Below are 17,017 nucleotides of genomic sequence, written 5' to 3' on the forward strand. Positions count from 1 at the left end.
CAGGCCGGGTGAGGTGAAGGCATCACCCGGCAAATCCTTACTCCGATTCTTCTTCCATCGGCCTGACGCCGACCTTGCGTACCGCGTTATCCTCTTTCTCAGCCACCGTCCAGATCATGCCGGCGAATTCCACCTGGTCACCGACCACTGGCGCTGCGCCCAGCAGTTTCTGGATAATGTCCCCGAGCGTCTGCTGGTTGTCGCGATTTTCCAGCCCGTCTTCCAGGCCGTAAATCAGCGCAACATCGGCAAACCGGGCGCTGGCTTCAAGAATAAAATCGCCGAAGAAGCGCTGGTCGAGCGCAACGGGCGGCGACTGGCTAAACAGCTTGCCGAGAGCGGGGAGATCGCGCTCGCGACCAATCACGCAGAGAATATCGCCTTCACGCAGGCGCGTGCTGCCCGTGGGGTGGAGCAGGACATTGTCGCGGAACATGGCGGCAATGCGCGTTTCGGAGGGCATATGCAGATCGCGCAGCGATGCCCCGACGCACCATTTGTCGGCGCTGAGCTGGTAGACAAACTGCTCCCACGGATTTTCCGGGTGAAGATCCAGCCCGACGCGGGATACCGGCCAGCCGACCGGCGGCACCACCACTTTGGCCCTTTTCGCCGCCCATCCCAGCGAGGTACCCTGGAACAACAGCGACACCAGCACGACGAAGAAGGCGACGTTGAAGAACAGCCGCGCGTTATCCAGGCCTGCCATCATCGGGAACACGGCGAGGATAATCGGCACCGCGCCGCGCAAACCGACCCAACTGATAAAGATCCGCTCGCGCAGGTTAAACCCGCGAAACGGCAGCAGGCCGGCAAACACTGACAGCGGGCGGGCAAAGAAAATCATCCAGGCCGACAGGAGCAGGGCCGGAACGGCAATCGGCAGCAGGTCCGACGGCGTCACCAGCAGACCAAGCACCAGGAACATGCCGATTTGCGCCAGCCACGCCAGACCGTCAAAGTTCTGCAAAATGGCATAGCGGTTGCGGATGGGGCGGTTGCCGAGTAAAAAGCCGCACAGGTAAACGGCGAGGATCCCGCTTCCGTCCAGCGCCGTCGTCACGGCAAAAATCAGAATGCCGCCGCTCAGCGCCAGCAGCGGGTAAAGGCCCGCCGGGAGCGAAATCCGGTTAATCATCTGCTGCAGGAGATAACCACCGGCCAGGCCGAGGATGATCCCAAGACCGAACTGCTGAATGATATGCCAGGCAAACATCCAGCTCAGGCTGCTCTCATGCTGCTGGATCATCTCAATCAGCGTGATGGTGAGAAACACCGCCATCGGGTCGTTGCTGCCGGATTCAATCTCAAGCGTGGAGCCGACGCGTTCGTTAAGCCCCTTGCCGCCGAGCAGCGAAAATACGGCTGCCGCATCGGTGGAACCGACAATGGCGCCGATCAGCAGCCCTTCCATCATATTCAGGTGAAACAGCCATGCCGCCATCATCCCGGTTAAGCCGGAGGTGATCAGCACGCCAACGGTCGCCAGCGACAGCGCCGGGCCTAATGCAACGCGAAACGAACTGGCCTGGGTACGCATCCCGCCGTCAAGCAGGATCACCGCCAGGGCCAGGTTGCTCACCATGTAGGCGAAAGGGTAGTTATCGAATGGAATACCGCCGATGCCATCGATGCCAGCCAGCATGCCGATGGCAAGAAAAATAACAAGAATAGGTATGCCAAGACGCGATGAAAATGAACTCAATAAAATACTGCAGGTTACAAGGACCGAACCCAGAATGAAAAGGCTGATTATCGCTGTGGCATCCAATGTTCTCTTACTCCCACCTCAATGTTGTTGTCTCTGTTAAAACCCTAACATATTAACGGCAGAGACAACGTTTAATTAAGGCGGTATCACCGCTTTTTTATGCTTTTATAACCGGATGGCCGCCCATTGTTAACTGACTGCCCGAATCTCCATGAATCAGCTGCGCATGCGCCCCCAGCGGCAGGGTGACCGTCTGCTGTTCGTGGCCGAACGGAAGACCTGTGATCACCGGAATATCCAGCCGCGAACGGATAAAGTCGACCATGGTTTCAAGCGTATAGCCCGCATCGTAATCATTGGGCTGTGCGCCGCTAAAACTGCCCAACACGATAGCGGACTGGCGGGCAAGAATTCCGGCATGATAAAGCTGCAATAACATGCGCTCGACGCGGAACGGATGCTCGTTAATATCCTCCAGCACCAGAATGCCATCTTCGATCTGCGGCAGCCACGGGGTGCCAATCAGCGACACTAGCATGGCCAGGTTGCCGCCCCACAGCTGACCCTCGCACGACCAGTGCGGCCCGTTACCCTGCCACTCCACGCTGAAGGTGGGGTTTTCCAGCGCCCGCCAGAAGTGTTCCTGGGTGTAAGCATCGAGTTCCGGCGCGCCAAAATTACCGGCCAGCATCGGGCCGCTGAAGGTGACGACGTTATGCAGGGCAAGCAGGCCAAGCTGGATCGCCGTGAAATCGCTGTGTCCGCAAATCAGCAGCGGATCCTGCTGCTGGCGTTTGGCCAGCCCCGCCCAGTCGAGGCTCTCCAGCAACCGGCTCGCACCGTAACCGCCGCGCACCGCCAGCACGATGTTATTGCTGCCATGCAGGTTCACCAGGCCGTTGATATCGTTCAGCCTTTGCGCCTCGGTGCCGGCGAAACGCTGCGACCGACGGGGGATAATTGTCTGATTTTCTACCCGATAGCCGGATTCCAGTAAGCGCTGAACCCCGCGCTGTGCCGCGTCCTGGTTGATGCAGTAGCCGGAAGGGGCAATGAGATGAAACTGTGGCATGGCAATTCCTTGCTGAATGAGACGCTAATTGTCTATATGATGCCGCTTATCCGCTGCCCGCTTCAAGGGGCAGCGTATCCGCGAAGACCGGCTATAAGGATAGAAGACGTGAAATTGAGATGGTTTGCTTTTTTGATTGTGTTGCTTGCTGGCTGTAGTTCAAAACATGACTATCAAAATCCACCCTGGAACCCTGAAGTGCCCGTGAAACGGGCGATGCAGTGGATGCCGATCAGCGAACAAGCCGGTAAGGCATGGGGCGTCAGCCCGCGCCTGGTCACGGCGATTATTGCAGTGGAATCCGGCGGGAACCCGACGCTGGTCAGTAAATCAAATGCGGTTGGGCTGATGCAGCTGAAGGCCTCTACGGCCGGGCGAGAAGTGTATCGCTATATGGGCTGGAGCGGTCAGCCATCAACCAGCGAGCTGAAAAACCCGGAGCGCAATATCTCCATGGGGACAGCTTATCTGAGCATTCTGGAACACGGCATACTGAAAGGTATCGAGGATCCGGAAGTGATGCAGTATGCGCTGGTGGTGTCGTACGTTAACGGCGCGGGCGCGCTGCTGAGAACCTTCTCCTCCGATCGCAAAGAAGCCATTGAAGAGATCAACGACATGGACAAAGACGAGTTCTTTGAACATGTGGTGAAAAACCATCCGGCCCCGCAGGCGCCGCGTTATATCTGGAAAGTTCAGAAAGCGATGGATGCCATGTAAGACGAGTGTCGGGCGGCGCTGCTGCCCGACGCGTGTTACAACACTTTATTTGCCCGCTCCCGCGCTTCGCGCTCCAGGGAGAAGATAATGCGCTGCAATTCACGTTCCGCCCCCGGGCCAACGTTGAGAAAGCGAAAGCTAAGACGCGGCGTGCTCACGGTTTCGTTTTTACTGTCCACCACCGTCCGCTCGCCGATCGCAATTAACTGTGCATCAAACCAGAAACGGCCCCAGCCGCCCATATCCAGCTCAATCTGAGAGAAACGCATCCCTTCGACCAGCCCGTCAGGCGCAGGGGTATCCATCAACGCGCCCATGCCGCCCAGTGACAGATCGAACAGACGGAAGCGGAACTCTTTTTTGTCCGGCATTTTGGCTTTGCAAAAATAGGCGGGATGGAGCGGGGCGTGGATACGAAAGTATTCCCGGCGCTGCACAAACCAGAGGTTATCCGGAATCGAAGAGACAAACGCGGGCAGGCCCTGATACTCGCTCAGCTCAAGACGCGGTAAAACAAACTCCACCTTCGCGCCCTGGGTTTCAGCCAGCACCGAGACCTTTTCCGCGCGCAGTGCGGCACGGTTCTCGTACTCCTGGCTGCCCAGATCGACCACCAGGCGTTCTGCCGACGCGTCCAGAATATTGCTAATGAACTGACCGGAAGGCCAACTGATGCGCAGCGGCACCTTTCCTTTTTGCAGGTCGCGTAATATCCCTAACACAGCCAGCGGATTTTGTTTCAGGAACTGCTCACTGTAATTACTCACGCCAGATGGCTCCTCGATGTGTGACAGACTGTCTGTGGGTTATCGGCAGCCTGGGGTGAAACTTAATACAAACCGATGAGATTTTTTCACTGTAAGGGCAATTTAAGTCGGTGAGATGAAAACGGTTTTATGACGGTGACCTATAATCAGGATAGCTGCGCGGAGGGTTTTCTGCGCGTGCGTTAAACCTGAAAGAGGGTATCGCTATGGGTATCATCGCCTGGATTATTTTTGGTCTTATTGCTGGTGCAATCGCTAAGCTGCTCATGCCGGGTAACGATGGTGGCGGCTTTATTCTGACCTGCGTGCTCGGGGTCATCGGCGCGGTTGTGGGCGGCTGGCTGGCGACGATGTTTGGCCTGGGTGGCAGCATCAGCGGTTTTAACCTGCACAGTTTCCTGGTGGCCGTCGTGGGCACCATTGTCGTGCTCGTGGTCTTCAGATTGCTCAGACGGGCATAATCCTGTTAAACACGGCTCTCTTCGGAGGGCCGTTTTTTTTGCGGTCATCTTGATTTGCGAATTGAAATGATAATAATTGTCGTTCCTAATAACATTTATAATAATGAAGACACTATGAACACCTCACGTTTCGCGTTTTGTGCGTTGGCAGGAGCCGTAGCGCTGGCATTGCAGGGACCGGCATTTGCCGAAGAGTCAACGATAGTCGTGACCGGGACAGAAGAGGGAAGTTCCCTTCCGGCCTGGACCAACAGTGCGACCAAATCTGCGGTCGCTGAAAGCAAAACGCCGCAGGTGATTAACACCCTTTCCGCCGAGGAGATCGCGCAGCGTCATGCCAACTCGGTAAACGAAATCCTGCGCTATGCCCCGGGCGTGTCGACTGAAGTGCGCGGAAACACCTCGTACATGAGCGAATACAAGATCCGCGGCTTTACGGTTGAGCAGGAGTTTTATAATGGCCTGCAGCTGCCATACAACGTGACCGGGAATACCAAGGCACGCATCGACCCCCTGTTGATTGAGAGTGTCGACATTCTCAAAGGCCCCTCATCCGTGCTTTACGGCGGCGGATCGCCAGGTGGGCTGGTGAATATCCAGAGCAAAAAACCGCAGAAAGCGGCGAAAACCGAGCTGGGTTTCAACACCGGAAACCGCAACCTGAAAGAGAGCTACCTTGACTCGACCGGGCAAATCGCCGACAGCGACTGGAACTACCGTCTGCTGGGCAAAGCCACGGAAAACGATGACCAGCCGCACACCACGCGCTATGAAAACTATCTGGTCGCCCCTTCCGTCACCTGGCAGCCCGACAGCAAAACGCGCCTTACGCTGGATGCGATCGCGCAAAATACCCCGAGCCTCTCACCTTCTAACCCGCTACCGCTGTCGTTCCTGCGCTCGAAATACGCCGATCGCCGGGCCTATGCGGGTGATGAATGGGCGGGATTCAAACAGCGCCAGTGGATGCTGGGCTACAGTTTCGAACATGAGTTTGATAGCGGCTGGGGGGTCAACCAGAAAGCCCGCTACTTTGACGTCGACACCCATCAGCGCAGCGTCTACGCCACGGGCACCGGCAGCGAAGTTTATCAACTCAACCGCTTCGCCTATACCACGGACGAAGATCTGCAAAGTGTTAACATCGACAACCAGGTAACCAAAACCGTTGCCCTTGGCGAGTGGAAACATCACCTGCTGGCGGGCTTTGACTACCAGAAGCTGAACTCACACTTCCACTATCGTTACGCCTCGGCCACGCCGGGCATCGACATGCGCAACCCTGACTATGCGCAGATCGGTAAGGATGCGCTGGGGCTGTATACCGCGCAGAAAAACCGCCTGAGCTATCAGCAGAACGGCTATTACCTGCAGGACCAGGTGGAATTTGGCGGGTTAAATCTGCTCGGCAGCCTGCGCTATGACGACTACCGGTCGGTCAATACCAACTACATGCAAAACGGCGACAAGGCCTGGGTATCTCAGGACCGTGTGACCAAACGTCTGGGCGCGCTCTACGCCTTTGAAAACGGTCTCTCGCCGTTCATCAGCTATTCGGAAGGCTTTGCGCCGGTGTCGCCGCAGGGCACGCTCCTGGCCAAAGACGTTAAGCCGACCACCAGTAAGCAGGTGGAAGGTGGGGTGAAATACCTTCTGGCAGAATATGCCACCACCTTTACTGCCTCGGTGTTTAACATCCGTCAGAAAAATGTCGTCACCAGCGATCCGGGCTTCCTGAACTATCGCCAGACCGGTGAAGTGGAATCGAAGGGGGCGGAGCTTTCCGCCATCAGCCGTCCGACGGATAACCTGACGCTGATTGCCAACTATGCCTACACCCATGCCATCAATACCGAAGATGATAAATTCCAGGGCAAACGCCCGACGCAGGTTCCGGAGAATGCGTTCAATCTGTGGGGTGATTATACCCTCGACAGTTCGCCGCTGAGAGGGCTGACGCTGGGGGCCGGGGCACGCTATACCGGACCGATGGAAATCTCCCAAAGTAACGATGCGGGCAAACTGGGGGGCACCACGCAGTACGATCTTGCCGCGTCGTATCGCATGGGTGAGGCGTTTCCGTCGCTGGCGGGGTTAACCCTGAAAGCCAGCGCGCAGAACATTACCAATAAAGAGACCTTAACCTGCTACGACGCGACCAACTGCTGGATTGGCCGTGACCGTACCTGGCAGGTAGGGGCGAGCTACAGCTTCTGAAAAAAGCCCGGTGGCGCGAGGGCGCTTCCCGGGCCAACAGATTCAACGAAAGCCGGGTCAGGCGTAGCCGCCACCCGGCAATGCTCACTTACTGTGCGGACGCCTTCACCGGCGTCACATCATCATTTGCCGCAGGGCGATTCTCCGGCACGCTATCGCAAGGCTTCTCTTTCGGGCACACCAGATCCAGCATCTTCAGCGTCACGCCGTTGCTCCAGCCAAAGCCATCCTGCAGCGGATATTCCCCGCCGCCGCCGCCCGTGCCGGTAGAGGAGACATCATATTTCTCGACCAGCTTCTGCTCACGATCGTAGGTGTGCTGCACGTTTTTCAGGAAGCGCCAGGTCACGTCCATCGCCACCTTATCCTGACCGTAGTTCTGTAAACCCTCAACGGCAACCCACTGGAGCGGCGCCCAGCCGTTCGGCGCGTCCCACTGCTGGCCGCTGTTGATGGTGGTGGTGGAGATACCGCCCGGTTTCAGCAGGCGCGATGAGGCCGCTGCTGCAACCTTGTCGGCGCGATCCTGTGCTGCGGCTTTAACATACAGCGGGAAGAGCGCTGCCGCCGTCAGCTGATTACGGACCTTTTTGGTTTTCAGATCGTAATCCGCGTACCACCCCTCTTTTTCATTCCAGAGGTGGCTTTCCATCGCTTTTTGCCGGGCGTTAGCCAGGGCGTCATATTTGCTGGCGCCGGCGGTATCGCCGTCCTCCTGGCTTGCCCGGGCCAGCAGTTTTTCCATTTTGAACATCAGTGCGTTCAGGTCAACCGGCACAATGCTGGTGGTACGGATCGTGCCAAGTTTTTTCGGATCGTCCATCCAGCGGGAGCTGAAATCCCAGCCTGAGGCAGCGGCGGAACGCAGATCGCGGTAGATCTCGGTGGCCGGGCGGTCAGGATTGTTTTTGGCGGTGGTCACGTCATCCAGCCAGGATTCCGGGCGTGGCGTATCGTTATCGTCCCAGTAGCGGTTGAGGATCGCCCCATCATCCAGTTTTACTACCCGCTTGTTGGCGCTGCCCGGTTGCAGGGCATCCACCCCCTCCATCCAGTAGGCATACTCTTTTTCCATCTGTGGGCGATACTTCTTCAGCGCGTCGCTGTCATGGGTCGCCAGGAGTTCAACCATCAGTGAGAAGAAGGGCGGCTGGGAGCGGCTCAGATAGTAGCTGCGGTTGCCGTTCGGGATATGGCCCCATGTGTCGATTTCGTAAGCGAAATTGTCCACCATGTCGCTGATTTTGTCCCAGTGGCCGCTCTCCGCCAGGCCAAGCATGGTGAAATAGCTGTCCCAGTAGTAAACCTCACGGAAACGTCCGCCGGGCACGACGTAGGGCTTTGGCAGCGGGAGAAGGGAATCCCATTGACTGGCCTTATCGGTGGTGCGGGTCAGCACCGACCACAGGCCATCAATATGCTCACGTAAATTTTGACCAGCAGGCGGAACATACTTTTCACCTTCCTTCGGCAGGGTAAAGTTCATCTCCACAAAGTGGCGCAGATCGAACCCGGACTGGGTGTGTTGCATCCGGTAGTCCGCCAGGATCATCAGCGGGTCGCTTTTTGGCACCGCATCGGCAAAGGTCTTTTGATCGGGGAACAGTTTTGCGCTTTGCACATCGTTAAAAAGGGGGCCAAGCATGACATCGGGGGAGCTTTTTTCATGTGTGATTTGCTCCTCTGCATAGCCGCTCACGGTAAAACCGAGTAGCGCGGCGCCCAATGTCAGGGGCAAAAGCGCAGGGTGTAAAGTACGAGGTCTTATCATCGGTGCATCTCCTGTATTCGCTGTGCATCGTGTCCACTGCCGTCAATCACTTGAAAACCTTAGACGAATATTGCCCGCTTCGCGTGTTGGATATCCCATTTTTCGCACAACCAGACAATTTACCGCACCGTTCAGCCCCGCCCGGGCGTTTTAATATTAAATTGGTGAATGAATAATTATTATTTATAGGTTTATTTAGTGATATACAAAAGAGTACGAAATATAAATCAGACTTATAGAAATTAATGCGGATAATAATGTGAGTTGACAGGCTTTTTCACCGTTAATAAGGACGGAAACGCTCAGTGACGATCACATAAACTAAAAATCATAATAACAAAACCAAAAAACATAATAGCGTTACCCGGGGTATTTGTTCGAAATGTGGAGGCTCAACCTTTTGGGTATTCACTTTTATTATCAGGATGGATTCTATGAGATTAAAAAAACGGGTTATCCTCATGGGCGCGCTTTATTCAGGCTCATTGTTCGCGGCGCAGCCGACAACAAGTATTGAAGACAAACTGGCGCAGCTGGAAGCGCAAATTCAGGAGCTTAAGCAACAGCAGCAGGCGGCGGCATCCCAGGCCACCCGCGTGGTCGTGCAATCCGAAGAACCCGTAAACAAGGCGGAACCGCCAAAACTGACGTTATCTGGCTACGGCGATATTAAATTTTACGGTGACGTCGAACTTAATATGGATGCCGCCAGTAAAACCGGCAGTCTGACCTCTATTAGACGTAGCGCGAATAGTGACTGGGCGCCCGGTAATAATGAGCGATGGGATATTAATGGCCGTATTTTACTCGGCTTTGACGGCTACCGGAAAATGGATAACGGAAATTACGCGGGCTTTTCCGTTCAGCCTCTCGGTGATTTAGCCGGGCAAATGTACCTCGATGATGCCGCGTTTTACTTTGGTCAGCAAAATGACTGGGAGATAAAAGTCGGGCGTTTTGAAGCCTACGATATGTTCCCGCTCAATCAGGATACCTTCGTTGAATATTCAGGCAACACCGCAGACGATCTCTACAGTGACGGATACGGCTATATCTACATGCTGAAAGAGGGGCGTGGGCGTGCCGACAGCGGCGGTAATTTCATGCTGAGCAAGACCCAGGATAACTGGTATTTCGAGCTCAACACGCTACTGAAAGACGGCAGCGATCTGTTTGTCGACCAGCGTTATCACGGGGCCGAGATTGAAAACGACAAAAACGTGGCCTACATCCGCCCGGTTATCGCCTGGCAGAACGGTCCATTCTCAACTGCGATAGCCATGGAATCTAACCTGGTGAATAACGCCTATGGCTATCGCGACAGCAGCGGTCAATGGGTCGATCAATCCGATCGTACCGGTTACGGTTTTACAATGACCTGGGATGGGCTCAAAACGGATGCGGAAAACGGCGTTGTGGTCAACCTCAACACGGCCTACCTGGATGCTGCGGACGAAACAGATTTCACCAGCGCCATCAACGGGCTGTGGCGTAACGTTGAGCTGGGCTACATCTATGCACACAATGAGATCGACCAATTCAACACCTCAACGTTCGACGCCGAGTGCGAGAACGACTGCTGGATCACCGATCCGGGAGAATATGACATTCATACCATCCATGCGTCATATCTGATCCCTAACGTGATGAAGATGAAGAATTTCAATATCTACCTCGGGGCCTATGCGTCATGGGTGAACGCCAGTCCGAAAGAGGGCGACGCCAATAACGATGAGCGCTACGGCGGTCGCGTTCGCTTCAAATACTACTTCTGATAATGCCTGCGGTCAGGCTTCTTCCGGGGCCTGACTGCTCTCCCGCAGCGTGCCCGGCGCATGGCCGACAATCCGCTTAAATGCCCGGCTAAATGCTGCCAGCGAGCCGTAACCAAGACGCAGCGCCACCGTTTCAATGGGCTGATGTTCGTGGCGGATGTACTGAATCGCCAGCCGCATTCTCAGCTCGCTCAGGTATTTCGCCGGGGTCGTTCCCGTGGCGGCCAGGAAACGTTCCGCAAATACCGAGCGGGACGTTCCGGCCTCTTTTGCCAGCTCCGCCACGCTCCAGTTCACGCCGGGCTGCTGATGCATGGCGTAAATCGCCCGGCTCAGACGCGGATCCCGTAAGACCTGCACCCAGCCGGTGGCCTTTCCGCATCCGGCTTCAACCCAGCCGCGCACGATCAGCGCCGCTACCACGTCGGCAAGGCGCGCGAGGATCCCGGCGAAACCGACCTGCCGGGTCATGGATTCACGCTCCATGGCCGCCAGCAGCGGGTGGATCTCCGGCCAGGTCGACATCAACCGGCTCACCATCATCACCTCCGGCATCGCTTTGATCAGCGGCTGCATCCCGCCCAGCTCAAAATCCATGCATCCGCTGAAGATGATGGTGTGCTCACTTTCCGGACAGGGTTGGCAGGTGATGGCGCACACCGAATTGCAGATAGGCTCGCTTGGGAAGGCGCTCACCGGCGTGATGGTTGCCTGCTCGTCCGAGAGAAGGGCATGTGCGTTGCCGTTGGGGATAAACAGCGCATCGCCGCCGCTCAGCGCAAAGCTCGCGCCGCTTTCCATCCGTAACAGGGCTTTGCCGTGGCTGACGAAATGGAACTGGGCTTTACCAGGAGCCTGATGAAAGGCCACGCCAAACGGCGCGCTGGCCTCAATGCGGCGGTACTTCACCCCGGACAGGCGCATACCGCGCAACAACTCGCTGATCAAATCGGGTGACTGAACGGTCATCGGCACAACTCCGGACGCATAATCAATAAGTGGGGATTATATGTCATAGATCGTCCAGGGGGAACGCTCTATGCTTTTGCGACATTAGTCACATTTTTATAACGGGAGTACAACAGATGAGTGCATGTGTCGCGGCGAGAGAGGCGCAGGCCCCCGCAAAACCGGCCTGGCGAGCCGTCTGGTCACTGGGGTTAGGGGTGTTTGGCTTGATTACGGCAGAGTTCCTGCCGGCCAGCCTGCTGACACCCATGGCCGCGAGCCTGAGTGTTACGGAGGGGATGGCCGGACAAGCGGTGACCGCAACGGCGATTGTTGCGCTGGTCACAGGGCTGCTGATTACCCCGGCCACCAAAAATATCGACCGGCGTTGGGTGCTGATGTTCTTCTCGGTGCTGCAAATTATCTCCAGCCTGCTGGTGGCCTTCGCGCCCACGCTGAACGTCATGCTGATGGGGCGTCTGCTGTTGGGCATTGCTATCGGCGGATTCTGGGCAATGTCCACCGCCACGGCGATGCGGCTGGTGCCTGCGGAGCACGTGCCGAAGGCGCTGGCGGTGATTTTCTCCAGCGTCTCGGTGGCGACGGTGGTTGCCGCGCCGCTCGGCAGCTATCTCGGCAGCCTGATTGGCTGGCGCAACGTGTTTATCCTCTGCATTCTGCCGAGCATGCTGGCGCTGCTGTGGCAGCTTTGGGTACTGCCATCAATGAAGCCGGAGAGCAGCGGCAGTCTGGCGACGTTGTTCCGCGTGCTGCGCCGCCCGGGGATGGTCGGTGGGATGCTGGCGACCATTCTTATTTTCAGCGGCCATTTTGCCTTCTTCACCTACCTGCGCCCGTTCCTTGAAACGGTCGGCCAGGCGAGCGTTGAGAGCGTTTCCCTGATCCTGCTGGGCTTTGGGCTTGCCAATTTTGTCGGGACATCGATTGCCGGGCATCTGCTGGCGCGCAACCTGCGGCTCACGCTGGCGCTGGTGCCTTTCGTCATGGGCGTGCTGGCGCTCACGATGGTGGCATTTGGACATCTGGCGATGCTGGACGGGCTGCTGGTTGCGCTGTGGGGCTTTGCCTTCGGTCTGGTGCCGGTTGGCTGGTCAACCTGGCTTGCCACAACGGTGCCTGACGAAGCCGAAAGCGCCGGGGGGCTGCTGGTGGCATCCATTCAGTTTGCCATTGGCGCAGGTGCCGCGGGCGGTGGGGCGATCTTCGATCTCAACGGGGCCAGCGGCGTCTTCGCCGGAAGCGGCCTGCTGCTGGTGAGCGCGATGGTGATTGTGCTGATGGCCGTCAACGTGGTAGATAAGCGTGCCTGACGCCGGGGCGCGATAAACACCGCGCGATTCTGGCAAAGCAAAGCGATTTAAGTTCGTTGTTATTTCAGGCGCTATCCCGGATTGTCAGCGCAGTGTGCCACTGTCGGGATAGCGTCTGAAGCCATGGGAAACTACTTACACGCGCAGCAGCGAAAGCATATTGACCATCTTGCCAGTCGCTGGCTGTGGCGAAGCGAGCTGCCGACCTGGATACTGATTATCGTCATTTACGGCGGCTGGTTTGCGACGCTGACGTTCTGGCGCACGCTGGGTTTAATACCGGCCACGCTGCTGCTGATTGGCTTTACCGCCTGGTATATGTCGCTCCAGCATGAGCTGATCCACGGACATCCCACGCGCTTTGCCCGGCTCAACCAGCTTTTCGGCACGCTGCCGCTGGCGGTGTGGTTTCCCTACGGCCTGTATCGCGATTCCCACCTTGCTCACCATCGTAACGATCGCCTGACCGTGCCTGTCGACGATCCGGAGTCTTACTACTTCACCGACCGGAGCTGGGCGCGCCTTTTGCCGTGGCAGAAAAAAATCATTCTTGTACGCAATACCTTCACGGGCAGATTGCTGCTGGGGCCGCTGCTGGATATTACCCTGACGCTGAACGGTGCGGCGAGGGCGTTTGGTCAACGCCACTGGCGCTCAATCATGATGTGGCTGGTGCACGGCGTACTGCTGGCTGTGCTCTTTACCTGGATGGCGCAGCGCGATTTCTCCCCCGTCTGGTTCGTACTGGCGGTCAGCTATCCGGCGCTGGCCCTGACGAAGGTTCGTTCTTTCTTAGAACATCGCGCGGCGCACGATCCTTTGGCACGTTCGGTGATCAACGAGGCCGGCGGGTTCTGGCGGGTGCTGTTTCTCAATCTCAACTACCATTCAGTACATCACGATTTGCCGGGCGTGCCCTGGTATGGCCTCAGAGCGATCTACGCGCACAGTCGTGACGAGTACCAGCAGCGCAATCAGGGTTTTGTGGTCAAGGGCTATGGTCAGTGGTTGCGCCAGTTCTGGAACACGCCGGTGGATGTCACCGTCCATCCGGGAAACCAAAAAGAGGATCGTTATGAGTCGTCCTGTCGCGTTTCCGATGTATGACATCGATCGGGACAATACCGAGGCCCTGACGCGGGCGGTCATTGCGCTTTTACAGGAACGCGGCGTCGCGACAGGCGATGTCACGCCAGAACCGCCGCCTGATGACCTGCTGGCCCACTGGCAACAGCCGGGTCTGCTCCTGAGCCAGACCTGCGGATATCCCCTGATGACGGCGCTGCCGCAGGTGCAGGTCGTCGGCTGTTTTCACTATGCGGCACCGGGCTGCGAAGGCCTGCACTACCGTAGCTTTCTGGTGGTACGCGACGAAGATAAACACTGCCAGCTTGCGGATTATCGCCATCGCCGGGCGGTATATAACTCTGCGGACTCGCAGTCTGGCTACAATGCGCTGATGAAAAGGGTGGCCCCTCTCGCGGTTAACGGCCATTTTTTCTCAGACGCGACCGCCAGCGGCAGCCACCGCCAGTCGCTTATCAGGCTAAAGCAAGGGGCAGGGGATATTGCCGCCATCGACTGCGTAACCTGGGCGCTGTTGCAACGCCATGAACCGCAGCTGCTGGCGGGGCTGTCCATTTTCGACCACACCCCGTTGACGCCGGGTTTACCCCTTATCACGGGGCGCGACACCCCAGCCGACAGGCTATTCGCTATCCGCGATGCGCTGCATACGCTGGTGAGCGCCGAACACTATCGGGCGATCTGCGAGGGGGCGCTCATCCAGGGTTTTAGCACCGTTACGCGCCAGCCGTATCACGCGCTACTCGGCTGGCGTGAGGACGCGGCAGCGTCAGGCGTTATTTTGCGTTAAAGGCCGAATCTCCTTTGAGCGCAGCGTGACGCGAATGGGCACCGACTTATAGGACGGCGTGCCGCTGTCCTTATCGAGATAGTCCAGCGGGACCAGCACGTTGGCCTCCGGGTAGTAGGCCCCGACGGAACCGCTGGCGATGCTATAAGCCACCACGGTGATATCCTCCAGGCGCTGCTGATTGCCGGGAAGTGCGGTGGTGATATCCACGCGGTCGCCGTGCTCAAGTCCCCGCTTTTCCATATCCTCTTCGTTCATAAATAACACGTCGCGGCGTCCGAACACGCCCCGGTAGCGGTCGTCGAGGGCATAGATGGTGGTGTTGTACTGGTCGTGGCTGCGAAGCGTAATCAGGCGCAGGACGTTATCCCCTTCGCCTTTGGCATTCTCGTCGACGCCGTCAAACACCGAGAACATCGCCTTGCCGGTTGCGGTCGGCCAGACGCGCTCGGTGGGCGGCAGCGGCATACGAAAACCGCCCGGAATGCGGATACGGGCGTTGTACTGTTCAAAGCCGGGGATGGTCCGCTCGATCAGATCCCGAATTCTGTCGTAGTCAGCCACCAGGTCAGCCCACCCGACCTGACTGTCAGGCAGCGTGGCGCTGGCCATGCCTGCCACAATTGCCGGTTCGGAGAGCAGATGCGGCGAGGCGGGTTTCAGCTTGCCGGACGACGCATGCACCATCGACATTGAATCTTCCACGGTGATCGACTGCCGCCCGGTGCGCTGCATGTCCAGCTCCGTGCGTCCGAGGCACGGCAGGATCCAGGTCTCTTTCGCGACCAGCAGGTGGGTGCGGTTGAGCTTGGTGCCAACGTGAACGCTAAGTTCCAGCTTCTGCATGGCGGGAAAGGCCTGCTGATGGTCGGGCATGGCCACGGCAAAATTGCCGCCGAGGCAGATCAGCGCTTTGGCTTCCCCGGCGATCATTGCCTGCGTCGCCATTACCGCGTCGTGCCCATGTTTCGCGGGGGGCGTAAAACCAAATTCCGCCTCCAGGCGTGAAAGAAACGCGGCCGTCGGCTTCTCGGTAATGCCCACGGTACGATTTCCCTGCACGTTGGAGTGCCCGCGCAGGGGACAAATGCCAGCGCCGGGCTTACCGATATTGCCGCGCATCAGCAGCAGGTCGGCAATGAGGCGCACGTTGGCGGTGCCTTTGTTGTGCTGGGTAATGCCCATGCCGTAGGTAATGATGGTGGCGTTGGATTTGGCGTAGGCCTGCGCCACGCCCAGCAGATCCTGACGATCTAAGCCTGATTCCAGCTCAATGGCCTCCCAGCTTGTCGCCTGAATATCGGCGGCGAATGCCTCAAAACCCTGGGTATGCGTGTCGATAAATTCCCGGTCGAGCACGCCGCCTTGCTCTGCTTCAATGTGCAGGAGATGTTTTGCTATGCCCTTAAGCGCCGCTGCATCGCCTCCGGCTTTCACCTGGAAGTAGGTTGATGCAATGTCCGTTGAACCGTACGTCGCCATCTCGACCACGCTTTGCGGATCGGCAAAGCGCTCCAGCGCCCGCTCGCGAAGCGGGTTAAACACAATAATCGGCACGCCGCGGCGGGAGAGTTCGTGCAGAGTGCCCATCATCCGCGGGTGGTTGGTGCCCGGATTATGGCCCATCGAGATAACCAGTTCGGTGTTATCAAAATCGTCGAGCGAAACGGTGCCTTTGCCAATCCCAATGGAACGCGGCAGACCGGTGCTGGTGGCTTCGTGGCACATGTTGGAACAATCCGGGAAATTATTGGTTCCCAGTTCACGGGCAAAAAGCTGAAGTAAATAAGCAGCCTCATTCGACGCGCGCCCCGAGGTATAAAACTCAACGGCGTTTGGATCGAGCGCGCGCAGTTTCTCACCAATCTTCGCAAAAGCCTGCTGCCACTCTACGGGGCGGAACGTATCACTCCCCCGGTCGTAAACCAGCGGATGCGTCAGGCGACCGTAGCCTTCCAGTTCGTAATCGCTTTTCGCCAGCAGCGAGCTGACGGTATTAGCGGCAAAGAATTCGGGCGTCACGCGTTTGTTTGTCGCTTCCCAGGTGACGGCTTTAGCGCCATTTTCACAGAACTGGAAGGTGGACTTGTGCTCTTTATCCGGCCACGCGCAGCCGGGGCAGTCAAAGCCGTCGGGCTGGTTGGTGCGAAGCAGGGTGGCAGGCGCTTCCAGGGTGTCCATTTGTGTGCGCACGGCAATCGCCGTCGCTTTCAGCGCGCCCCAGCCGCCGGCAGGACCGTTGTAGTGGCGAATGCCGGGAACCGGGCGGTATTTCTTGTTCATCAGGACTCCTGCGGTGCGGTATGTCATTCAATTCTACACCTCGTTTATTAACCTAATGACAACAAAAAAACATCATTTAACGAGA

The 17,017-nt window shown here is 57.4% G+C and carries 13 protein-coding genes; 7 read left to right on the plus strand and 6 right to left on the minus strand.

Annotation, left to right across the window (positions count from 1 at the left end):
• Positions 1 to 37: 37 nt before the first annotated feature.
• Complete coding sequence (locus ACWKX3_RS03385; protein WP_101737491.1) at positions 38 to 1,771, minus strand: potassium/proton antiporter; 1,734 nt, start codon at positions 1,769 to 1,771, stop codon at positions 38 to 40.
• A 97-nt stretch (positions 1,772 to 1,868) separates the two neighbouring features.
• Complete coding sequence (gene ldcA / locus ACWKX3_RS03390) at positions 1,869 to 2,783, minus strand: muramoyltetrapeptide carboxypeptidase (RefSeq protein ID WP_454541265.1); 915 nt, start codon at positions 2,781 to 2,783, stop codon at positions 1,869 to 1,871.
• 108 nt (positions 2,784 to 2,891) lie between these two features.
• Here ldcA and emtA point away from each other — a divergent pair, with 108 nt between their 5' ends.
• Positions 2,892 to 3,503 carry a membrane-bound lytic murein transglycosylase EmtA gene (emtA, locus tag ACWKX3_RS03395; RefSeq protein ID WP_042320010.1) on the plus strand — a complete coding sequence of 204 codons (612 nt, stop codon included), beginning with the start codon at positions 2,892 to 2,894 and terminating at the stop codon, positions 3,501 to 3,503.
• 35 nt (positions 3,504 to 3,538) lie between these two features.
• Here the strand turns inward: emtA and ycgR are convergent, their stop codons facing one another.
• Positions 3,539 to 4,270, minus strand: a complete 732-nt coding sequence (gene ycgR / locus ACWKX3_RS03400) for a flagellar brake protein YcgR (RefSeq protein WP_058610225.1) — start codon at positions 4,268 to 4,270, stop codon at positions 3,539 to 3,541.
• Positions 4,271 to 4,476: 206 nt separating this feature from the next.
• Between ycgR and ACWKX3_RS03405 the strand changes: the two genes are divergently transcribed.
• A complete protein-coding gene (locus tag ACWKX3_RS03405) occupies positions 4,477 to 4,731 on the plus strand; it encodes a GlsB/YeaQ/YmgE family stress response membrane protein (RefSeq protein ID WP_454541266.1) in 255 nt (84 codons plus the stop codon).
• Between the two features lie 114 nt (positions 4,732 to 4,845).
• The gene (locus ACWKX3_RS03410; RefSeq protein ID WP_454541267.1) at positions 4,846 to 6,948 is read left to right on the plus strand and encodes a TonB-dependent siderophore receptor; all 2,103 of its coding nucleotides are present in this window, start codon (positions 4,846 to 4,848) and stop codon (positions 6,946 to 6,948) included.
• Between the two features lie 88 nt (positions 6,949 to 7,036).
• Here the strand turns inward: ACWKX3_RS03410 and ACWKX3_RS03415 are convergent, their stop codons facing one another.
• Entirely contained in the window at positions 7,037 to 8,719 is a 1,683-nt protein-coding gene (locus tag ACWKX3_RS03415) for an alpha,alpha-trehalase (RefSeq protein ID WP_454541268.1), read from the minus strand.
• Positions 8,720 to 9,153: 434 nt separating this feature from the next.
• Between ACWKX3_RS03415 and ACWKX3_RS03420 the strand changes: the two genes are divergently transcribed.
• The gene (locus ACWKX3_RS03420; RefSeq protein WP_404600066.1) at positions 9,154 to 10,494 is read left to right on the plus strand and encodes a carbohydrate porin; all 1,341 of its coding nucleotides are present in this window, start codon (positions 9,154 to 9,156) and stop codon (positions 10,492 to 10,494) included.
• 12 nt (positions 10,495 to 10,506) lie between these two features.
• On the opposite strand, the gene ACWKX3_RS03425 is transcribed toward ACWKX3_RS03420, so the two are convergent.
• The gene (locus ACWKX3_RS03425) at positions 10,507 to 11,463 is read right to left on the minus strand and encodes an AraC family transcriptional regulator (protein ID WP_137272528.1); all 957 of its coding nucleotides are present in this window, start codon (positions 11,461 to 11,463) and stop codon (positions 10,507 to 10,509) included.
• 116 nt (positions 11,464 to 11,579) lie between these two features.
• On the opposite strand from ACWKX3_RS03425, the gene ACWKX3_RS03430 reads away from it, so the two are divergent.
• The 3 genes from ACWKX3_RS03430 (at position 11,580) to ACWKX3_RS03440 (ending at position 14,649) form a co-directional block, all read left to right on the plus strand.
• A complete protein-coding gene (locus tag ACWKX3_RS03430) occupies positions 11,580 to 12,773 on the plus strand; it encodes an MFS transporter (RefSeq protein ID WP_454541269.1) in 1,194 nt (397 codons plus the stop codon).
• 123 nt (positions 12,774 to 12,896) lie between these two features.
• A complete protein-coding gene (locus ACWKX3_RS03435; protein WP_454541270.1) occupies positions 12,897 to 13,880 on the plus strand; it encodes a fatty acid desaturase in 984 nt (327 codons plus the stop codon).
• A complete protein-coding gene (locus ACWKX3_RS03440) occupies positions 13,849 to 14,649 on the plus strand; it encodes a phosphate/phosphite/phosphonate ABC transporter substrate-binding protein (protein WP_454541271.1) in 801 nt (266 codons plus the stop codon). Before ACWKX3_RS03435 ends, ACWKX3_RS03440 begins: the two co-directional genes overlap by 32 nt.
• Here the strand turns inward: ACWKX3_RS03440 and ACWKX3_RS03445 are convergent.
• Positions 14,629 to 16,932, minus strand: a complete 2,304-nt coding sequence (locus tag ACWKX3_RS03445) for an FdhF/YdeP family oxidoreductase (protein ID WP_454541272.1) — start codon at positions 16,930 to 16,932, stop codon at positions 14,629 to 14,631. The genes ACWKX3_RS03440 and ACWKX3_RS03445 overlap by 21 nt on opposite strands.
• Positions 16,933 to 17,017: the final 85 nt, after the last annotated feature.

The sequence above is a fragment of the Enterobacter sp. UPMP2052 genome (assembly GCF_053709675.1).

Excerpts from the sequence above, each read along its gene's own strand:
- ldcA (WP_454541265.1), bottom strand. The coding sequence starts at position 2,783 with ATGCCACAGTTTCATCTCATTGCCCCTTCCGGCTACTGCATCAACCAG.
- ACWKX3_RS03405 (WP_454541266.1), top strand. The coding sequence starts at position 4,477 with ATGGGTATCATCGCCTGGATTATTTTTGGTCTTATTGCTGGTGCAATC.
- ACWKX3_RS03410 (WP_454541267.1), top strand. The coding sequence starts at position 4,846 with ATGAACACCTCACGTTTCGCGTTTTGTGCGTTGGCAGGAGCCGTAGCG.
- ACWKX3_RS03415 (WP_454541268.1), bottom strand. The coding sequence starts at position 8,719 with ATGATAAGACCTCGTACTTTACACCCTGCGCTTTTGCCCCTGACATTG.
- ACWKX3_RS03420 (WP_404600066.1), top strand. The coding sequence starts at position 9,154 with ATGAGATTAAAAAAACGGGTTATCCTCATGGGCGCGCTTTATTCAGGC.
- ACWKX3_RS03425 (WP_137272528.1), bottom strand. The coding sequence starts at position 11,463 with ATGACCGTTCAGTCACCCGATTTGATCAGCGAGTTGTTGCGCGGTATG.
- ACWKX3_RS03430 (WP_454541269.1), top strand. The coding sequence starts at position 11,580 with ATGAGTGCATGTGTCGCGGCGAGAGAGGCGCAGGCCCCCGCAAAACCG.
- ACWKX3_RS03435 (WP_454541270.1), top strand. The coding sequence starts at position 12,897 with ATGGGAAACTACTTACACGCGCAGCAGCGAAAGCATATTGACCATCTT.
- ACWKX3_RS03440 (WP_454541271.1), top strand. The coding sequence starts at position 13,849 with ATGAGTCGTCCTGTCGCGTTTCCGATGTATGACATCGATCGGGACAAT.
- ACWKX3_RS03445 (WP_454541272.1), bottom strand. The coding sequence starts at position 16,932 with ATGAACAAGAAATACCGCCCGGTTCCCGGCATTCGCCACTACAACGGT.